Source organism: Serratia sp. CY38905 (genome assembly GCF_052168875.1).
GTDB classification, from domain to species: domain Bacteria; phylum Pseudomonadota; class Gammaproteobacteria; order Enterobacterales; family Enterobacteriaceae; genus Serratia; species Serratia sarumanii.
Window position 1 is genome coordinate 382,188 of record NZ_JBJNLV010000002.1, and the last position, 16,323, is coordinate 398,510.

The following is a 16,323-nucleotide window of genomic DNA, read 5'->3' on the forward strand; positions in this document are numbered from 1 at the left end:
GTTAAAGGTAACAACGGTTATTCACCCAAATAGATCTGTTTGATTTTTTCATCGTCCAGCATGTCGGCGGAGCGGCCGCTGTGGCTCAGGCTGCCGCTGTCCAGCACATAGGCACGATCGGTGGATTCCAGCGCCAGGCGGGCGTTTTGCTCGACCAGCAATAGCGTGACGCCGTCACGCGCCAGCTGTTTGATGACCGAAAAAATGGCCTCCACCACAATTGGCGCCAGCCCCATCGACGGCTCGTCCAATATCAACAGGCGCGGGCGGCTGAGCAGCGCACGGCCCATCGCCACCATCTGCTGCTCGCCGCCCGAAAGCAGCCCGGCCGGTTGGTTCAGGCGCTCGTTCAGGCGCGGGAAGGTGGCGCATACTCGTTCGAAATCGTGCCGTACCGCCGGTTTGTCACGCCGCGCATAGGCGCCCAGCTGCAGGTTTTCTCGCACCGTCAGGCGGGTGAAAATGCCGCGACCTTCCGGCACCATCACCAGCCCCTGTTGCAGCAAGCGGTGCGGCGCCATGCCGCGAATCGAACGGCCGTCGAACAGGATGTCGCCCTCGAACGGTTGCAGCCCGGTCAGCGCCCGCAGGCTGGAGGTCTTGCCCGCGCCGTTGGCGCCGATCAGCGTGACCTGTTCGCCGGCGTTGACCGTAAAATCGATGCCTTTGACCGCATGAATGCCGCCGTAGGACACTTTGAGTCGTTTAACGCTCAGCAGGGCTTCAGACATGCGCGCCACCTCCCAGATAGGCCTGAATGACCGCCGGTTCACGCCGAACCTGCGCCGGTTCGCCTTCGGCGATCGCTTTGCCATAGTCCAGCACCGTCAGGCGATCGCACAGGCCCATCACCAGCTTGACGTCGTGTTCGATCAACAGCAGCGTTTTGCCGCTGTCGCGAATGCGCAGCAGCAGCTCGCGCAGCGCCACTTTTTCTCCGGCGTTCATGCCGGCCGCCGGTTCGTCCAGCGCCAGCAGCCGGGGCTCGGTCGCCAGCGCGCGGGCGATCTCCAGGCGGCGCTGATGACCATAGGCGAGATCGCCGGCGCGGTAATGGGCGAATTGGCCGATGCCGACGTACTCCAGCAGCGCATGGGACTTATCGCGCACCGCCTGTTCCTCCTCCCTGGCGCGGCGGTGGCGGGCGATCGCCGCCCACAGGCCGTTGCGGGTGCGCACGTGGCAGCCGACCATCACGTTTTCCAGCACGCTCATTTCGTTGAACAGCCGCAGGTTCTGGAAGGTGCGGGCGATGCCGGCCTGCGCCACTTTATCGATCGCCTGGGGCCTATAGCGCTGGCCCGACAGGCGGAATTCGCCCGCGTCGGCGCGATACAGACCGGTGATCAGATTGAAGCAGGTGGTTTTACCGGCGCCGTTCGGCCCGATCAGGCCATAGATTTCCCCCTGGCGGATGCTCATGCTGACGTCATCCACCGCCGTCAGGCCGCCGAAGCGTTTGCTGACGTGATTTAAAGCGAGCAAAGGCGTCATGCGGCATTCCCCCTTATATGGCGTGCCGGCCACAGGCCCGCCGGGCGATACAACATCACCAGGATCAGCGCCAGGCCGTAAAACAGTTGGCGAATGATTTCCGGGTCGATCAGCACCTGGCCGAACAGCGCCTGCTGCAGTGGCCCCATGCTGCTGCGCAGCAGCTCCGGCAGGGCGGCCAGCAGCAGCGCGCCCAGGATCACCCCAGGGATGTGCCCCATGCCGCCGAGCACCACCATCGCCAGGACGGCGATCGATTCCTGCAGGGTGAACGATTCCGGCGACACGAAGCCCTGAAACGCGGCGAACAGCGCGCCGGCCACGCCGCCGAAGGTGGCGCCGATGGCAAAGGCCAATAGCTTGAAGTTGCGGGTGTTGATGCCCATCGCCCGCGCGGCGTCCTCGTCTTCGCGGATCGCCGTCCACGCGCGGCCGATGCGCGAATTTTGCAGCCGCAGGCTGATAAACAGGATCGCCAGCAGCAGGGCGGCGAACAGGTAGTAATAGAGGTACAGGCCGGAGAAACGCACGCCGAACCACTCATGCATGCCGGAAAACTTCAGGCCGAACAGGCTGACCGGGTCGATGCCGGAAATGCCTTTGGGGCCGTTGGTGAGGTTGACCGGGCGATCGAGATTGCGCATCAAAATACGTACGATCTCGCCGAAACCGAGCGTGACGATCGCCAGATAGTCGCCGCGCAGCCGCAGCGTCGGAGCGCCAAGCAGAATGCCGCACACGGCCGCCAGCAGCGCCGCCAGCGGGATCAGCCACAGCATCGACAGATGAAGCCCGTCGGGGAACCACTGCAGCAGCAGCGGGAACTGCTGCGTCAGATGCGGTGACGACAGCAGCGCGGCCAGATAGGCGCCAACGGCGTAAAAAGCGATAAAGCCCATGTCCAGCAAGCCGGTCATGCCCACCACGATGTTCAGCCCGAGCGCCAGCATCAGGTACAGCAGCGCGAAGTCGACGACGCGCACCCAGTAGTTGCCGCCGGCGGCGCCCGCGACCCAGGGCGCCAGCAGCAGGGCGAGAATGAACAGCGTCAGCCCCAGCCTGGCGCGCCGAGGCGTGGCCAGGGGAAGCGTGGAAGTTAAAACGGTCATCATGATGTCCTTATGCGCGCGTGGCGATGCGTTCGCCCAACAGCCCGGAGGGGCGGAAGACCAGTACGGCGATCAGCACCAGAAACGCGAAGACGTCCTGGTAGTTGCTGCCGAATACGCCGCCGGTCAGCTCGCCGAGATAGCCGGTGCCCAGCGATTCGAACAGCCCCAGCAGCAAACCGCCGAGCATCGCGCCGCGCAGGTTGCCGATGCCGCCGAGCACGGCGGCGGTAAAGGCTTTGATGCCGGGCAGAAAGCCCATCGAGAAACCGGCGTTGCCGTAGTTGCTGGCCATCATGATGCCGGCTACCGCCGCCAGCGCGCCGCCGAGCGCAAAGGTCAGAACGATGATGCGGTCAGGACTGATGCCCATCAGGCCGGCGACCTGCGGGTTTTCCGCCGTGGCGCGCATGGCGCGGCCGAAACGGCTGTGTTCGACCAGCAGCCAGAGGCCGGCCATGACCGCCACGGCTACCGCCAGCGTGACGATCGCGGTGCCGGTGATCACCGCCGGCGCATGTTCGGCGCTGCCTGCGGTCAGGGCGATGGGCGCCATCGGCAACAGCTGCGGAAACATCAGGGGATTGCGTGACCAGATCAGCATCGCCAGGGTTTGCAACAGCAGCGAGACGCCGATGCCGCTGATCAGCGGGGCCAGGCGTGGTGCATTGCGCAACCGGCGATAGGCCAGGCGCTCGATCGCCATCGAGGTGATGGCGCAGACGGCCATGGCGAACAGGGCCGCCAGCAGCAGCGTGGCGTAGGGCGAAAGCGCGGGAAAATGATGCTGCAACACGCCGATCGCCGACAGCGCGCTGAGCGCCCCGACCATCAGCACGTCGCCGTGCGCGAAGTTGATGATGCGCAGGATGCCGTACACCATGGTGTAGCCGAGCGCGATCAGCGCATAGATGCTGCCGAGCATCAAACCGTTGACGGTCTGCTGTACCAGCGTATCCATAAGGAGAGTCCGGAGATAATGAGTCAGGAGGCTCACAGTAGAGAATTTAAAAAAATTGTAAAATACGGAAAAATACTTTCTTATACAAAAAATGAGTGATTTTAATTTGTTGATTTTTATGTATATTAAATAAATCCTCTCTCTGTGACTTCCATAAAACAATAGATATATGAAAAAAACAGAACAGTATGATGAGCCGTTGCCGATGCTGCCGAACGATCCGCCGCTGCGCGCCGTGCGGGCGTTCGAAGCCATCGCGCGCCTGGGCAGCATCAGTGCGGCGGCGAAGGAGCTGATGATTTCGCCTTCGGCGGTCAGCCATCAGCTGAAAACGCTGGAGGCGTTTTTGCAGATGCCGCTGACAGAACGGCAGGGGCGTCATCTGGTGCTGCGCAGCGAGGGGCGGGAGTATTACCGTTCGATCCGCTCGGCGTTTAACGTGCTGCGCCAGGCGACCGAACACGTGCGCGAGCAGTCCGCATCGCGGCAGGTCACCATCAGCCTGATCCCGCTGTTTGGCATGGGATGGTTCATTCCGCGGCTGCGCGGCTTTCTGCGCGAGAATCCGGATATCGACATCAATGTGGTTTACGCCAACCACCGCAATTACCTGAGCGACGCCGCCGATCTGTCGATTCGCTTCGGGGTTGGGCAGTGGACCGGCTATCGCAGCGAAAAGCTGATGTCCGGCCAAATGGTGCCGGTGTGCAGCCGGGCGTTCAGTAAACTGCACGGTTTGCTCGATACGCCGGATCAGCTGGCGACGCTGCCGCTGCTGCACGACGAGGAGCGCAATACCTGGATGCAATGGTTTCAGCAGGCCGGTGTTAAACGCCCGCTGCGCAGTATCGGCCCGATGTTCGAAGACGGATTGTTGACGCTGGCGGCGGTGCAGGCGGGATTGGGATGCGCGCTGATGCGTGAGCCGTTAATCGCCCACTACCTTGAGAGCGGTGAGTTAATCAAAATGTTCGATCTGCCGATCGACGACGGCCGCGATTATTACCTGTGCGCTCGCCTGGATAGCGAACTGTCGCAGGAAGGCGAAAATCTGCGGCAGTGGCTGCGCCGTGAGGCGGCGGCTCAGAACGCCGGGGCATAATCTGCAACCCGTCGATGTGGCCAACATCAAAGCGCTGCGCATGGGCGCGCGCCGCATTGAGGATGAAGAGCATGATTACGGCGAAGGCGCGCTGGCGATTGCCGATCGGCCGGGAGATTAAGCGTTGCCCAGGGCCGTCAGCGCCACCTTTACCGCCGCCAACAGTCGTGTTTCAGTGACGCCGTCACGCGCCTGAATCGACAGGCCGTGCAGGAAGACCGCGAAATAGTCCCCCAGGCTGTCGGCGTCGGTGCCGGCCGGCAGTTCGCCGGCTTGCACCGCCTGCCGCAGCCGCTCGACGATCTGTTGCGTGCGCTGCAACCGATGTTCAGCCAGCCAGGTTTTGAGCCCATCGTTTTCCGCGCTGACGCTGGCGGCGGAGGAGACCACCATGCAGCCCTGCGGCAGGTCCGGCCGGCTGTAGAGCCGCACGGCGTCTTCCAGCAGGCGTTTGATCGCCGGGCGAATGCCGCTTTCCTGCGCGAAGGCGCGATCGGCGAAGCCGCCTTCCTCGGTTTCATAACTGGCGATCGCCTCGCGGAACAGCTGCTCTTTGGAGCCGAACGCCTTGTAGATGCGCGCGGAAGCAATGCCTAATTCCGCCACCAGATCCGACATCGAGGTGCCTTCGTAACCCTGTCGCCAGAATAAGTTTCGCGCCTTCAAAAGCGCCTGTTCGCGGTCGAACTCGCGCGGTCTGCCTGCCATTTGCTGCTCCAATTTACCTGCCATTCAGCGACATAGGATCGCTTAAATCGTCGGGAATACCAATGTCTTTATAAATTTCACTTGCGGTCATCGCGCTTTGCTCCTATTGTTTGTCAATCGACAACCAATAGGAGTTTACGATGAAAACCCTCAAAGGTCCAAGCCTGCATCTCGCGCAGTTCAGCGATGAGACAGCGCCGTTCAACAGCCTGCCCGCCATTGCCGAGTGGGCGGCGCAGACCGGCTTTAGCGCGCTGCAGATCCCGGCCTGGGATCGGCGTTTATTCGACGTGGCCACCGCCGCAGAAAGCCAAACCTACTGCGATGATTTGACCGGCATGTTGGCGGAACAGGGGTTGGTGGTCAGCGAATTGACCAGCCATATCTTCGGCCAGCTGATGGCGGTACACCCGGCTTACGATGCGCTGTTTGACAGCTTCGCGCCGCCGGCGCTGCAGGGCAATCCGCAGGCGCGAGGCGAGTGGGCGCGGCAGCAAATGCTGTTGGCGGTGAAGGCGTCGGCGCGGCTCGGGCTCAGCGAGCTGGGCACCTTTTCCGGTTCGCTGGCCTGGCCCTATCTGTTCCCGTTCCCGCAGCGCCCGGAAGGACTGATCGATACCGCGTTCGACGAGCTCGCCAAACGCTGGCTGCCGGTGCTCAACGCCTGCGACGAGCAGGGCATCAACCTGTGTTATGAAATTCACCCGAGCGAGGATCTGCACGACGGCGTGACGTTCGAGATGTTCCATGAGCGCGTCGGCCATCATCCGCGCTGCCGGGTGCTGTTCGATCCGAGCCATATGGTGCTGCAGCAGCTCAACTATCTGGAGTTTATCGATATCTATAAAGAGGTTATCGGCATGTTCCACGTCAAGGACGCCGAGTTCAATCCGACCGGTCGCCAGGGCATTTACGGCGGCTATCAATCCTGGATCGATCGCGCCGGCCGCTTCCGCTCGCTGGGCGACGGCCAGGTCGATTTCAACGGCATCTTTTCACGGCTGACGCAGTATGGCTATTCGGGGTGGGCGGCGCTGGAGTGGGAATGTTGCCTGAAAAACCCACAGGACGGCGCGCGCGAAGGCGCAGCTTTCATTCGCGATCGCATTATCCGCGTCACCGACAAAGTGTTCGACGACTTCGCCGGCGCGCCGGTCAACCCACAACAGATCAATGCCTTGCTCGGCATTCGCTGAGCCTAATCCTTCAGGGAGTCACCCCATGCAATACCGACAGAACGAGGTCCCGTTGGCGGATCTCGCGGCGGAACACGTCTATCTCCAGGTCAACGGCCGACGCATTCACTGCGTGGTGGCCGGTGAAGGGCGGCCGGTGCTGCTGATCCCCGGTTGGCCGCAAACCTGGTACACCTGGCGCCATGTGATGCAAGCGCTGGCGGCGGCTGGTTTTCAGGTGATCGCCGTCGATCCGCCGGGCATCGGCGATTCTGACAAGCCCGCTGGTGGCTATGACACCGGCAGCATCGGTGCGACATTGCACGCGATGATGGCGCAATTGGGCCATGAACGTTACCAACTGGTTGGCCACGACATCGGCATGTGGATCGGATACGCCATGGCGAGCGATTTCCCGCAGGCGGTGGAGCGTCTGGTGCTGACGGAGGCGGTGATCCCCGGTCTGGCGCCGCCGCCGCCGATTTTCGTCGCGCCGGAGGAGAACATTTTCCTGTGGCATTTCATGTTCAATCAGCTGGCGGATTTGCCGGAGACCCTGACCCAGGGGCGTGAGCGGGAGTATCTTGGCTATATCTTCAACCGCTGGTCCTATCGGCGCGATCGGGTGGCGGCGGAGGTGTATATCGCGGCTTACTCAGCGCCTGGCGGCCTGCGCGCCGGGTTCGACTATTACCGGGCGATCCCGGAGACCGTGCGGCAGAACCGCCTGCGCGCCGCCACGCCCCTGACGATGCCGGTGTTGACGGTGGGGGCCGAGCACGCCACCGGCGACGCGCCGCTGACGACGCTGCGGGGCAATGCGCACGATCTGCGGGGCGAAACGATCGCCGGCTGCGGGCATTTCATTACCGAAGAGTGTCATGAGGAATTTATTGCACTGATTACGCCGTTCCTGGCAGGAGAGCCACATGCCGCTCGATGAACGCATTGCCGCCTTTTTGACGGCATCGGCCGATGCGCCGCCCCCCGCGTCGCTGGCGGAAATGCGCGTGGCCACGGAAACCGGTTTACGCCGGCTGCAGGGCGAGGCGGAGCCGAGCGGCGGCGTCAGGGACTTTACGGTGGTCGCCGCCGATGGGTATCGGATCGCGCTGCGCGCCTATCTCCCGGCGGGGGAAAACCGCGCCGCCGCGCAGCCGGCAATGCTGTTCGCCCACGGCGGCGGCTGGTGCCTCGGTTCGCTGGCGCTGTACGATCGGCCCTGTCAGGCGCTGGCCAACGCCACCGGCCGGGTGATCCTGTCGGTCGACTATCGTCTGGCGCCGGAATACCCGTTTCCGCAGCCGCTGGAAGATGTCTATCGGGTACTCTGCTGGGTGGCACAACAGGCGCCGCAGTTGGGGATCGACGCGAAGCGCCTGGCGGTGGGCGGCGACAGCGCCGGAGGCAATCTGGCGGCGGCGGTTGCGCTGCTGGCGCGGGATCGCGGCGGCCCGCACATCGAGCGCCAGCTGCTGCTGTACCCGGCGCTCAGCCGCGAGATGACGACGAAGAGCTATTGCGAGTTTGCCGAGGGGTACTTTCTGACGCGCGATGCGATGGTATTTTGTTGGCAGCAGTATCTGGCCCAGCGGCGCGATCCCGGCGCCGAACCGCTGCACGCCGCTACGCTGCGCGGATTGCCGCCGGCCACCATCCTGAGCTGCGAATATGATCCGCTGCGGGATGAGGCCGAGCAGTATGCGCAGCGGCTGCGCGAGACGGGCGTGCCGGTACGCTGCGAACGGTTGCCGGGCATGGTGCATGCCTGTATTCACATGCTGGGGCTGACCCCGGCGGCGCGGCGGCTGTTCGAACTGGCTCGCGAGTAAAAAAAAGCCCCGCACTGCGGGGCTTTTGGCTATTTATCCGGCGTTCGATTAACGGCCGGCGACGGTGACGAAGCGGGTTTCCAGGTAGGACTCGATCGCTTCGCTGCCGCCTTCGGTGCCGTGACCGGAGTCCTTCACGCCGCCAAACGGCGTTTCCGGCAGGCCGAAACCGATGTGGTTGATGCTCAGCATGCCGCTCTCCACGTCGCGCCCCAGCGCATTGACGGTGGCGATGTTGCGGCTGTAAGCGTAGGCGGCCAGGCCGTACGGCAGGCGGTTGGCTTCGGCGATCGCCTCGTCATAGGTGGTGAACGGGCGCAGCAGGGCGACCGGGCCAAACGGCTCTTCCGACATGGCGCGCGCGCTCAGCGGCACGTCGCGCAGCACCGTCGGCTCGAAGAAGTTGCCTTTGCCCGCCACGCGCTTGCCGCCGGTGCAGGCTTTTGCCCCGTGGGTGACGGCATCCTGCACCAGCGCCTCGATATTGTCGACGCTGCGGCCCAGCACCATCGGCCCCATGGTGACGCCGTCTTCCAGCCCGTTGCCGAGCTTGAGTTCACGCACGGCGGCGGTGAATTTCTCCACGAAGGCTTCATAAACGCCTTGCTGGATCAGGAAGCGGGTCGGGGCGATACAGACCTGGCCGGCGTTGCGGAACTTGGACTGCGCCAGCTCTTTGGCCGCCGCGTCGAGATCGGCGTCGTCGAAGATCAGCACCGGCGCATGGCCGCCCAACTCCATGGTGGCCTTTTTCATATGTTGGCCGGCCAGCGCCGCCAGATGCTTGCCCACGCGGGTGGAGCCGGTGAAGGAGATCTTGCGAATGGTCGGATGCGGGATCAAGTATTCCGAGATTTCCGCCGGGGTGCCGTACACCAGCGCGATCACCCCGGCCGGGATGCCGGCGTCGGCGAAGGCTTTGATCAGCTCAGCCGGTGAGGCCGGCGTTTCTTCCGGGCCTTTGACGATGATGGAGCAGCCCGCGGCCAGCGCGGCGGACAGCTTGCGCACGATCTGGTTGATCGGGAAGTTCCACGGCGTGAAGGCGGCCACCGGGCCGACCGGCAGCTTGAGGGTTTGCTGCTGCACGTCGCGGGCGCGGGACGGAATGATCTGCCCGTAGGTGCGGGTGGCTTCGCCGGCGAACCAGTCGATAACGTCGGCGGCGTTGAGAATTTCGACTTTGGCCTGCGCCACCGGTTTACCCTGTTCCTGCGTCATGACGGCGGCGATGGCGTTGGCGCGTTCGCGCAGCAGCGCCGCCGCTTTGCGCATCAGGTTGGCGCGCTGGTGCGCGGCGGTGTCGCGCCAGACATTAAATCCGCGCTCGGTGGCGGCCAGCGCCAGATCGAGATCCTCTGTGGCGGCGTGCGCCACTTGACCGATTACCTCGTCGGTGGCGGGGTTGGTGACCGGCAGGGTTTTCCCGGCCAGTGCGTTGCGCCATTGTCCATCGATATACAGTTGAGTATCCGGATACATTGTTGCCTCTTGTTTGCGGAGTGTCAGGGGCCGATGAGCTTCACGATGCGGCTCCCCTGAAAGGGACAGGGACCTTAACCCTACGCCGAATGGCGGCGATCGTCCAGGCGAGGGGCACGAAAGCGCCAGGGCAGCTACTCAACCGGCGATGTTTTGGCTATGCTGAGCAGATTGTCAGCACGGACGAGGAGGTCGAGTGCAAGGGGTACCGCAACAGTTTCCGTTCGAGAAGGATTGCGCGCAGTTCCGCCATTTGTCGCATCTGCCGGGCGTCGAACTCTATCAGGCGCACATTGAGCGCTATGCCTTCGAGCCGCATACCCACGACGCCTTCGCTATCGGCACCGTAGACGCCGGGGCGGAGCGTTTCCGCTATCGCGGCGCGCAGCATCTGGCGGCGCCGGGCGCGCTGGTGCTGATGAACCCCGACGAGCTGCATACCGGCGAAGCCGAAACGCCGGGCGGCTGGTGTTACCGCATGCTCTATCTGGCGCCCGAGGCGCTGGAGCAGCTGTCCGGCGCTCGGAGTCAGTGGTTCACCGATGCGGTGCGCCACGATCCGCGGGCGGCGCAGCGCCTGTCCGCCATTCTCGCCACGCTGTGGCAAACCGACGATCCGCTTACGCTGGACGGCCTGCTGTTGGAGGCTGTCGAGCTGTTGCACCCGCATATCCGCACCGGGCAGCGGGAAAAAGCCGAGGCGGCGCACCGTTTCGAGGTGGTGAAAAGCTACCTGCACGATAACTTCGCCGAGGCGGTGACCCTCAATCAGCTGGCCGAGCTGGTGTCGCTCAGCCCGTACCATTTTCTGCGCAAGTTCAAGGGCGAATACCACGTTTCGCCACAGCAAATGCTGATGGCGATCCGGCTGTCGCAGGCCAAACGCATGCTGGAGCGTGGCATGCCCGCCGCACAGGTGGCGGCGGCGGCGGGGCTGACCGATCAGGCGCACCTGACGCGCGCCTTCGCCAATCGTTACGGCGTCACGCCGGTGCGTTTCCAGAAACAGGTGAAATTAGGTTAAAACAGCAACCTGCTACAATAATTCCTCCCCGCGTTTTCGCTACTCTGCCGCTGTCTTGTCGGGCGGGTTGGCCGCGCCGGCCGTTTGTCGGAGTCGTTATGTTCATTGGCGTTGTGTTTGCCCTGGCCGCCGGGCTGATGTGGGGATTGATCTTCGTCGGCCCGCTGCTGGTGCCGGATTATCCCGCCGCGCTGCAGTCCACCGGGCGCTATCTGGCCTTCGGGCTGATCACCTTGCCGCTGGCCTGGCTCGATCGTCGCCGCCTGCGCAAGCTGCGGCGCCAGGATTGGCTGGAGGCGCTCAAGCTGACGGCCATCGGCAACCTGCTGTACTACCTGTGCCTGGCCAGCGCCATTCAGCGTACCGGCGCACCGGTGTCGACCATGATCATCGGCACCTTGCCGGTGGTGATCGCCCTCTGCGCCAATCTGTTTTACGGCCGGCACGACGGGCGGCTGGCCTGGGGCAAGCTGGCGCCGGCGCTGCTGCTGATCGTCTGCGGGTTAGCGTGCGTGAACGTCGCCGAGCTGCGCGGCAATACGCTGCCGGTCGACGGCTGGCGCTATCTCAGCGGCCTGGGGCTGGCCGTGTTGGCGGTGGCGTGCTGGACCTGGTTCCCGCTGCGCAACTCGCGCTGGCTGCGGGAGAACCCGACGCAGCGGCCGGCTACCTGGGCCACGGCGCAAGGGCTGGTGACGCTGCCGCTGGCGCTGCTGGGCTATCTGGCGGTCTGCGGCCAATTGGCGCTGAGCGAACCGGCGTTCGCCTTGCCGTTCGGCCCGCGCCCGGAGGTGTTTATCCCGCTGATGCTGGTCATCGGCGTGTTCTGCTCCTGGCTGGGGGCGCTGTGCTGGAACGAAGCCAGCCAGCGGCTGCCGACGGTGTTGGTGGGGCCGCTCATCGTGTTCGAAATTCTGGCGGGGTTGGCCTATACCTTTCTGCTACGCCAGGCCTGGCCGCCGCTGCTGACGCTGGCCGGCATCGTCTGCCTGATCGCCGGCGTGGTGTACGCCATGCGCATCAAGCCGCAGCCGGTGGTGGTGGCGCTGGAAGACAAGCAGGGGTGACGCCCGCCGCGAAGGCGGGCGCGAGGGTTAACGCTTGCTGTGGTGAATGATCTCTTCGGCCACGTTGCGCGGCGCTTCAGCGTAGTGGCTGAATTCCATGGTGTAGGTGGCGCGGCCCTGCGACATCGAACGCAGGGTGGTCGAGTAACCGAACATCTCGGATAGCGGCACCTTGGCGCGAATTTCCTTGCCGCCGCCGCCCGGAATCTCTTCCATGCCCTGCACCAGACCGCGGCGTGAGGAGAGGTCGCCCATCACGTTGCCGGCGTAATCCTCCGGCGTTTCCACCTCCACCGACATGATCGGCTCAAGGATCACCGGATCCGCCAGGCGGCAGGCGTCTTTGAAGCCGAAGATCGCCGCCATGCGGAACGCCTGCTCCGACGAGTCGACGTCATGGTAAGAACCGAAGGTCAGGTGCACCTTGACGTCCACCACCTGATAACCGGCCAGCACGCCGTTGTTCAGCGCCTCGAGCACGCCTTTTTTCACCGCCGGGATAAACTCGCCCGGAATGACGCCGCCCTTGATCTCATCGAAGAACTCGAAGCCTTTGCCGGGTTCGTTCGGTTCGACGGTCAGCACCACGTGGCCGTATTGCCCTTTACCGCCGGACTGGCGCACAAACTTGCCTTCCACGTCGGCCACCCGTTTGCGGATGGTTTCGCGGTACGACACCTGCGGCTTGCCGGTGGTGGTCTCCACCCCGAATTCGCGGCGCATGCGATCGACGATAATCTCCAGGTGCAGCTCGCCCATGCCGTAGATAAGGGTCTGGCCGGATTCTTCATCGGTGCGCACGCGGAACGACGGATCTTCCGAAGAGAGGCGCTGCAGCGCGATGCCCATTTTCTCCTGGTCGCCCTTGGTCTTCGGCTCGATCGCCTGGGCGATCACCGGTTCGGGGAAGGTCATGCGCTCCAGCGTGATGATGGCACCGGGATCGCACAGCGTATCGCCTGTGGTAACGTCCTTCAGGCCGACGCAGGCGGCGATGTCGCCGGCGTGCAGTTCGTCGATGTCCTTACGATCGTTGGCGTGCATCTGCACGATGCGGCCGATGCGCTCCTTTTTGCCCTTGATCGGGTTGTAAACGCTGCTGCCTTTGGCCAGCACCCCGGAGTAGACGCGCACGAAGGTCAGCTGGCCGACGAACGGGTCGGTCATCAGCTTGAACGCCAGCGCCGAGAATTTTTCATTATCGTCGGCTTTGCGGGTGATGATTTCATCATGTTCGCCGTGGCCCTCCATCGGCGGCACGTCGAGCGGCGAGGGCATCAGCTCGATCACCGCATCCAGCATGCGCTGCACCCCTTTGTTGCGGAACGCCGATCCGCACAGCATCGGCTGGATTTCGCCGGCGACGGTGCGCACCCGCAACCCGTGGACGATCTCCTCTTCGCTCAGCGGCACCTGGTTGAGGTATTTTTCCATCAGCTCTTCCGAGGCTTCGGCGGCGGCCTCAATCATGTTTTCGCGCCACTCCTGCGCCGAATCGCGCAGCTCGGCCGGGATCTCTTCGAAGCTGAAGTTCATGCCCTGCGAGGCTTCGTCCCACAGGATGGCCTTCATCCGCACCAGATCCACCACGCCGCTGAAGTGGTCTTCGGCGCCGATCGGAATAACGATCGGCACCGGGTTGGCTTTCAGGCGCTCGATCATCATTTTGCGCACGCGGAAAAAGTCCGCGCCGATGCGGTCCATCTTGTTGACGAACGCCAGCCGCGGCACCTTGTATTTATTGGCCTGGCGCCAGACGGTTTCCGACTGCGGCTGCACGCCGCCCACCGAGTCATAGACCATCACGGCGCCGTCCAGCACGCGCATCGAGCGCTCCACTTCAATGGTGAAATCGACGTGGCCGGGGGTGTCGATGATATTGATGCGGTGCTGCGGATAATTATGCTGCATGCCGTTCCAGAAGCAGGTGGTGGCCGCCGAAGTGATGGTGATGCCGCGTTCCTGTTCCTGCGCCATCCAGTCCATGGTCGCCGCGCCGTCATGCACTTCACCCAGCTTGTGGCTGACCCCGGTGTAAAACAGAATCCGCTCGGTGGTGGTGGTCTTGCCGGCATCGATATGCGCGGAGATGCCGATATTGCGGTAACGTTCGATAGGGGTGGTGCGAGCCATAATCAACCTTTCTTAGCCGCGTGAAGGAGAGCGGCTTAAACAGCATGGATAATGGTGATAATCCTCATAGGGTTATCTGCCGGATCGCAGAGCCTCGCTCTGGTCACAAACTAATCGTAGTTGAAGGCGTTGGTTTTTTTAAGCGATGGCTGTGATAGATGAAAGTTTGCAAGCAGGTGGAGGAAAGGGCGAAAAAAAAGGCCCGTAACGGGCCTGTTGTCGAGCGGCGAATTCGCCGTTATTTGCGTCCCAGCAAGAAGCCGAAAACGATGCCGACCGCCGCCGCAACGGCCACGCCGGCCAGCGGGTTGGCTTCCACCTGGGTTCTTACGCTGTCCGCTGCGTCTCGGGCGGCATAGCTGGCCTGGGAGGCGTATTTGCGCGCCGCGCCGCGCACCTGATGCTCCGGCGAATCGACGGCTTTGCCGAACGCTTCTTCTACCGCGCCTGCGGCTTCATTGGCTTTGTCTTCCGCTTTTCCAAACATGCTGCTCTCCTGTTCCTTGTGGGTTAACGAACCTTAAGCCTAGCAGGTGAACGGCACTTTTTGCAGCATTATGTGCGTTATAAGAGCAATCTGAGCAAAGAAACGTCTTGCCGGGCGCGCGGTGACGGCTTCACCCGCGCGGTTTTTTGTGTTCTATTGGCTAGCGGTTTAACCGAGTACCGTTAACCTTTGACCGATTCGTTGCGTTGAAAGGACTCCCCATGTCAGTACTGCGTATTCTGGCGCTGCTCGCCGCGACCGCCGCCGCATTGCCCGCCCAGGCCAGGCCTGCGGCTCACGGCGCGGCGGCCGAGAACGGCATTCGTTGGCAATCTTGTCTCAACAGCGGCTTTCAACGCTGGTTCGATGAGCCGCCGCCGCCGCCGCCGGGGCTGCGCTGCGGCTACCTTGAAGCGCCGCTGGTGTACGCTACGCCTCCTGCTCATGCGGCGCGGGCGGGCGAACAGACCGTGCGGCTGGCGCTGACCCTGCTGCCCGCTACCGGGCCGAAAAAGGGCAGCGTGGTGATGATCAGCGGCGGGCCGGGTCTGCCGGGCATTAACCCTTATTTAGGCAACGACGCCCACGTCGCCAGACTGCGAAAATCCTACGACATCATCGGTTACGATCCGCGCGGCGTCGGCCAATCGACGCCGAAAATCTCCTGCCAGCTGGCCGAAGGCGACGAAACCCCGTCACCGGACGACAACGACGTGGCCGGTGCGGAAAGCCAGACGCGCACCCTGATTGCCGCCTGTATCAAACAGACCGGCGCGGACGTGCTGCAACATATCGGCACCGACGAAGCGGTCAACGATCTGAACGCGATCCGCCACGCGCTGGGCGAACCGGGGCTGACGGCGGTGGCGTACTCTTACGGCACCAAGGTGGCGGCGCTGTATGCCGAGCGTTTTCCGAAGAAAACGCGCGCGCTGGTGCTCGACGGGGTGGTGGATCTGGCGGAGGACGATTTCACCCAGCGGCTGAACCAGGAGCGGGGCTTCCAGCAAAGCTTCCTGCGCTTCGCCGCCTACTGCGGAAAAACCGACAGCTGCCAGCTGGGTGGCGGCGCCAATCAGGCGCTGCAGCGCTATCACGCCTTGCTGCGCAAGCTGCATGAGCAGCCGTTCGTCACCGCGGCGGGTTATGAAATCTCCGCCGACGACGTGCTGACGGTCACGCGTTCGCTGCTGCTGTGGCCGGAGCGCTGGCACGAGCTGGCGACCGTGCTGCGCCAGCTTGATGCCGGCATCGCCGGGCAGCAGGTTTCCGATCTGATCGACGAAAGCTATTCGCCGGATGCCGATGACGCCCTGAACGTCATCACCTGCGCCGACGTCGCCAACCCGACGGCCGATCCGCAGCAGTTGCGCCGGCAGCGGCAGGAGATCAATACCGCCGCTTTGTATGCCCACTATCTGCCGCTGCACGAATACCCGCTGGAGATGTGCGATCTGTGGCCGTATCGCGGCAAAGATCGGCCGCACACGCCGGTGGCGTCCGCCGCGCTACCGCCGCTGCTGTTCGTCGCCCAGCGCTACGATCCGACCACGCCGTACCGCAATGCGCAGGTGATGGCCGCCGCCTTTAAAAGCCCGCTGATCACCCGCGAACGCGACGGGCATACGCTGGCGCTGAACGGCATCGACAGCTGCGTTGACGAAAGCGTAGTGGATTATCTGCTGGCGCCGAAAAAGCCGCGTCGCGACAAAATTTGCCGTTGAGGAGGCCGGGCGTTGGCCCGGTCTT

At 63.5% G+C, this 16,323-nt stretch carries 15 protein-coding genes; 7 read left to right on the forward strand and 8 right to left on the reverse strand.

Features of this window, described 5'->3' with window-relative positions; genetic code table 11:
* Nucleotides 1-17: 17 nt before the first annotated feature.
* The 4 genes from ACJ8MK_RS08585 to ACJ8MK_RS08600 are packed head-to-tail and all read right to left on the reverse strand — an operon-like array spanning nt 18 to nt 3,564.
* Entirely contained in the window at nt 18-731 is a 714-nt protein-coding gene (locus tag ACJ8MK_RS08585) for an ABC transporter ATP-binding protein (RefSeq protein WP_033648405.1), read from the reverse strand.
* Entirely contained in the window at nt 724-1,494 is a 771-nt protein-coding gene (locus ACJ8MK_RS08590) for an ABC transporter ATP-binding protein (protein WP_033648404.1), read from the reverse strand. The genes ACJ8MK_RS08585 and ACJ8MK_RS08590 overlap by 8 nt, the downstream gene beginning before the upstream one ends.
* Nucleotides 1,491-2,603 carry an ABC transporter permease subunit gene (locus tag ACJ8MK_RS08595; RefSeq protein ID WP_033648403.1) on the reverse strand — a complete coding sequence of 371 codons (1,113 nt, stop codon included), beginning with the start codon at nt 2,601-2,603 and terminating at the stop codon, nt 1,491-1,493. The genes ACJ8MK_RS08590 and ACJ8MK_RS08595 overlap by 4 nt, the downstream gene beginning before the upstream one ends.
* 10 nt (nt 2,604-2,613) lie before the next feature.
* Nucleotides 2,614-3,564 carry a branched-chain amino acid ABC transporter permease gene (locus ACJ8MK_RS08600; RefSeq protein ID WP_033634620.1) on the reverse strand — a complete coding sequence of 317 codons (951 nt, stop codon included), beginning with the start codon at nt 3,562-3,564 and terminating at the stop codon, nt 2,614-2,616.
* Nucleotides 3,565-3,733: 169 nt separating this feature from the next.
* On the opposite strand from ACJ8MK_RS08600, the gene ACJ8MK_RS08605 reads away from it, so the two are divergent.
* Nucleotides 3,734-4,666: a LysR substrate-binding domain-containing protein gene (locus ACJ8MK_RS08605; RefSeq protein WP_039565997.1), complete on the forward strand. Its 933-nt coding sequence runs from the start codon at nt 3,734-3,736 to the stop codon at nt 4,664-4,666.
* Nucleotides 4,667-4,783: 117 nt separating this feature from the next.
* On the opposite strand, the gene ACJ8MK_RS08610 is transcribed toward ACJ8MK_RS08605, so the two are convergent.
* Nucleotides 4,784-5,374 carry a TetR/AcrR family transcriptional regulator gene (locus ACJ8MK_RS08610; RefSeq protein ID WP_442517654.1) on the reverse strand — a complete coding sequence of 197 codons (591 nt, stop codon included), beginning with the start codon at nt 5,372-5,374 and terminating at the stop codon, nt 4,784-4,786.
* 140 nt (nt 5,375-5,514) lie between these two features.
* Here ACJ8MK_RS08610 and ACJ8MK_RS08615 point away from each other — a divergent pair, with 140 nt between their 5' ends.
* Genes ACJ8MK_RS08615 through ACJ8MK_RS08625 form a run of 3 tightly spaced genes read left to right on the forward strand, consistent with a single transcriptional unit; the run spans nt 5,515 to nt 8,381 of the window.
* A complete protein-coding gene (locus ACJ8MK_RS08615) occupies nt 5,515-6,570 on the forward strand; it encodes a sugar phosphate isomerase/epimerase family protein (RefSeq protein WP_308415057.1) in 1,056 nt (351 codons plus the stop codon).
* A gap of 25 nt (nt 6,571-6,595) precedes the next feature.
* Complete coding sequence (locus ACJ8MK_RS08620) at nt 6,596-7,492, forward strand: alpha/beta fold hydrolase (RefSeq protein WP_442517655.1); 897 nt, start codon at nt 6,596-6,598, stop codon at nt 7,490-7,492.
* Entirely contained in the window at nt 7,479-8,381 is a 903-nt protein-coding gene (locus tag ACJ8MK_RS08625) for an alpha/beta hydrolase (RefSeq protein WP_442517656.1), read from the forward strand. The genes ACJ8MK_RS08620 and ACJ8MK_RS08625 overlap by 14 nt, the downstream gene beginning before the upstream one ends.
* A gap of 48 nt (nt 8,382-8,429) precedes the next feature.
* Here ACJ8MK_RS08625 and ACJ8MK_RS08630 read toward each other — a convergent pair whose 3' ends face one another.
* On the reverse strand, nt 8,430-9,863 hold the full coding sequence (locus ACJ8MK_RS08630; RefSeq protein ID WP_060430297.1) for an NAD-dependent succinate-semialdehyde dehydrogenase: 1,434 nt from the start codon (nt 9,861-9,863) through the stop codon (nt 8,430-8,432).
* A gap of 196 nt (nt 9,864-10,059) precedes the next feature.
* Here ACJ8MK_RS08630 and ACJ8MK_RS08635 point away from each other — a divergent pair, with 196 nt between their 5' ends.
* A complete protein-coding gene (locus ACJ8MK_RS08635) occupies nt 10,060-10,887 on the forward strand; it encodes an AraC family transcriptional regulator (protein ID WP_103772370.1) in 828 nt (275 codons plus the stop codon).
* 98 nt (nt 10,888-10,985) lie between these two features.
* Entirely contained in the window at nt 10,986-11,954 is a 969-nt protein-coding gene (locus tag ACJ8MK_RS08640) for a DMT family transporter (protein ID WP_354620345.1), read from the forward strand.
* A 27-nt stretch (nt 11,955-11,981) separates the two neighbouring features.
* On the opposite strand, the gene fusA is transcribed toward ACJ8MK_RS08640, so the two are convergent.
* Together fusA and ACJ8MK_RS08650 are read right to left on the reverse strand one after the other, a co-directional pair.
* Nucleotides 11,982-14,087: an elongation factor G gene (gene fusA, locus ACJ8MK_RS08645; RefSeq protein WP_033648394.1), complete on the reverse strand. Its 2,106-nt coding sequence runs from the start codon at nt 14,085-14,087 to the stop codon at nt 11,982-11,984.
* 238 nt (nt 14,088-14,325) lie between these two features.
* Entirely contained in the window at nt 14,326-14,574 is a 249-nt protein-coding gene (locus ACJ8MK_RS08650) for a glycine zipper domain-containing protein (RefSeq protein ID WP_004938127.1), read from the reverse strand.
* A gap of 221 nt (nt 14,575-14,795) precedes the next feature.
* On the opposite strand from ACJ8MK_RS08650, the gene ACJ8MK_RS08655 reads away from it, so the two are divergent.
* Nucleotides 14,796-16,298 carry an alpha/beta hydrolase gene (locus ACJ8MK_RS08655; protein WP_442517657.1) on the forward strand — a complete coding sequence of 501 codons (1,503 nt, stop codon included), beginning with the start codon at nt 14,796-14,798 and terminating at the stop codon, nt 16,296-16,298.
* The last annotated feature ends 25 nt before the right edge of the window (nt 16,299-16,323 follow it).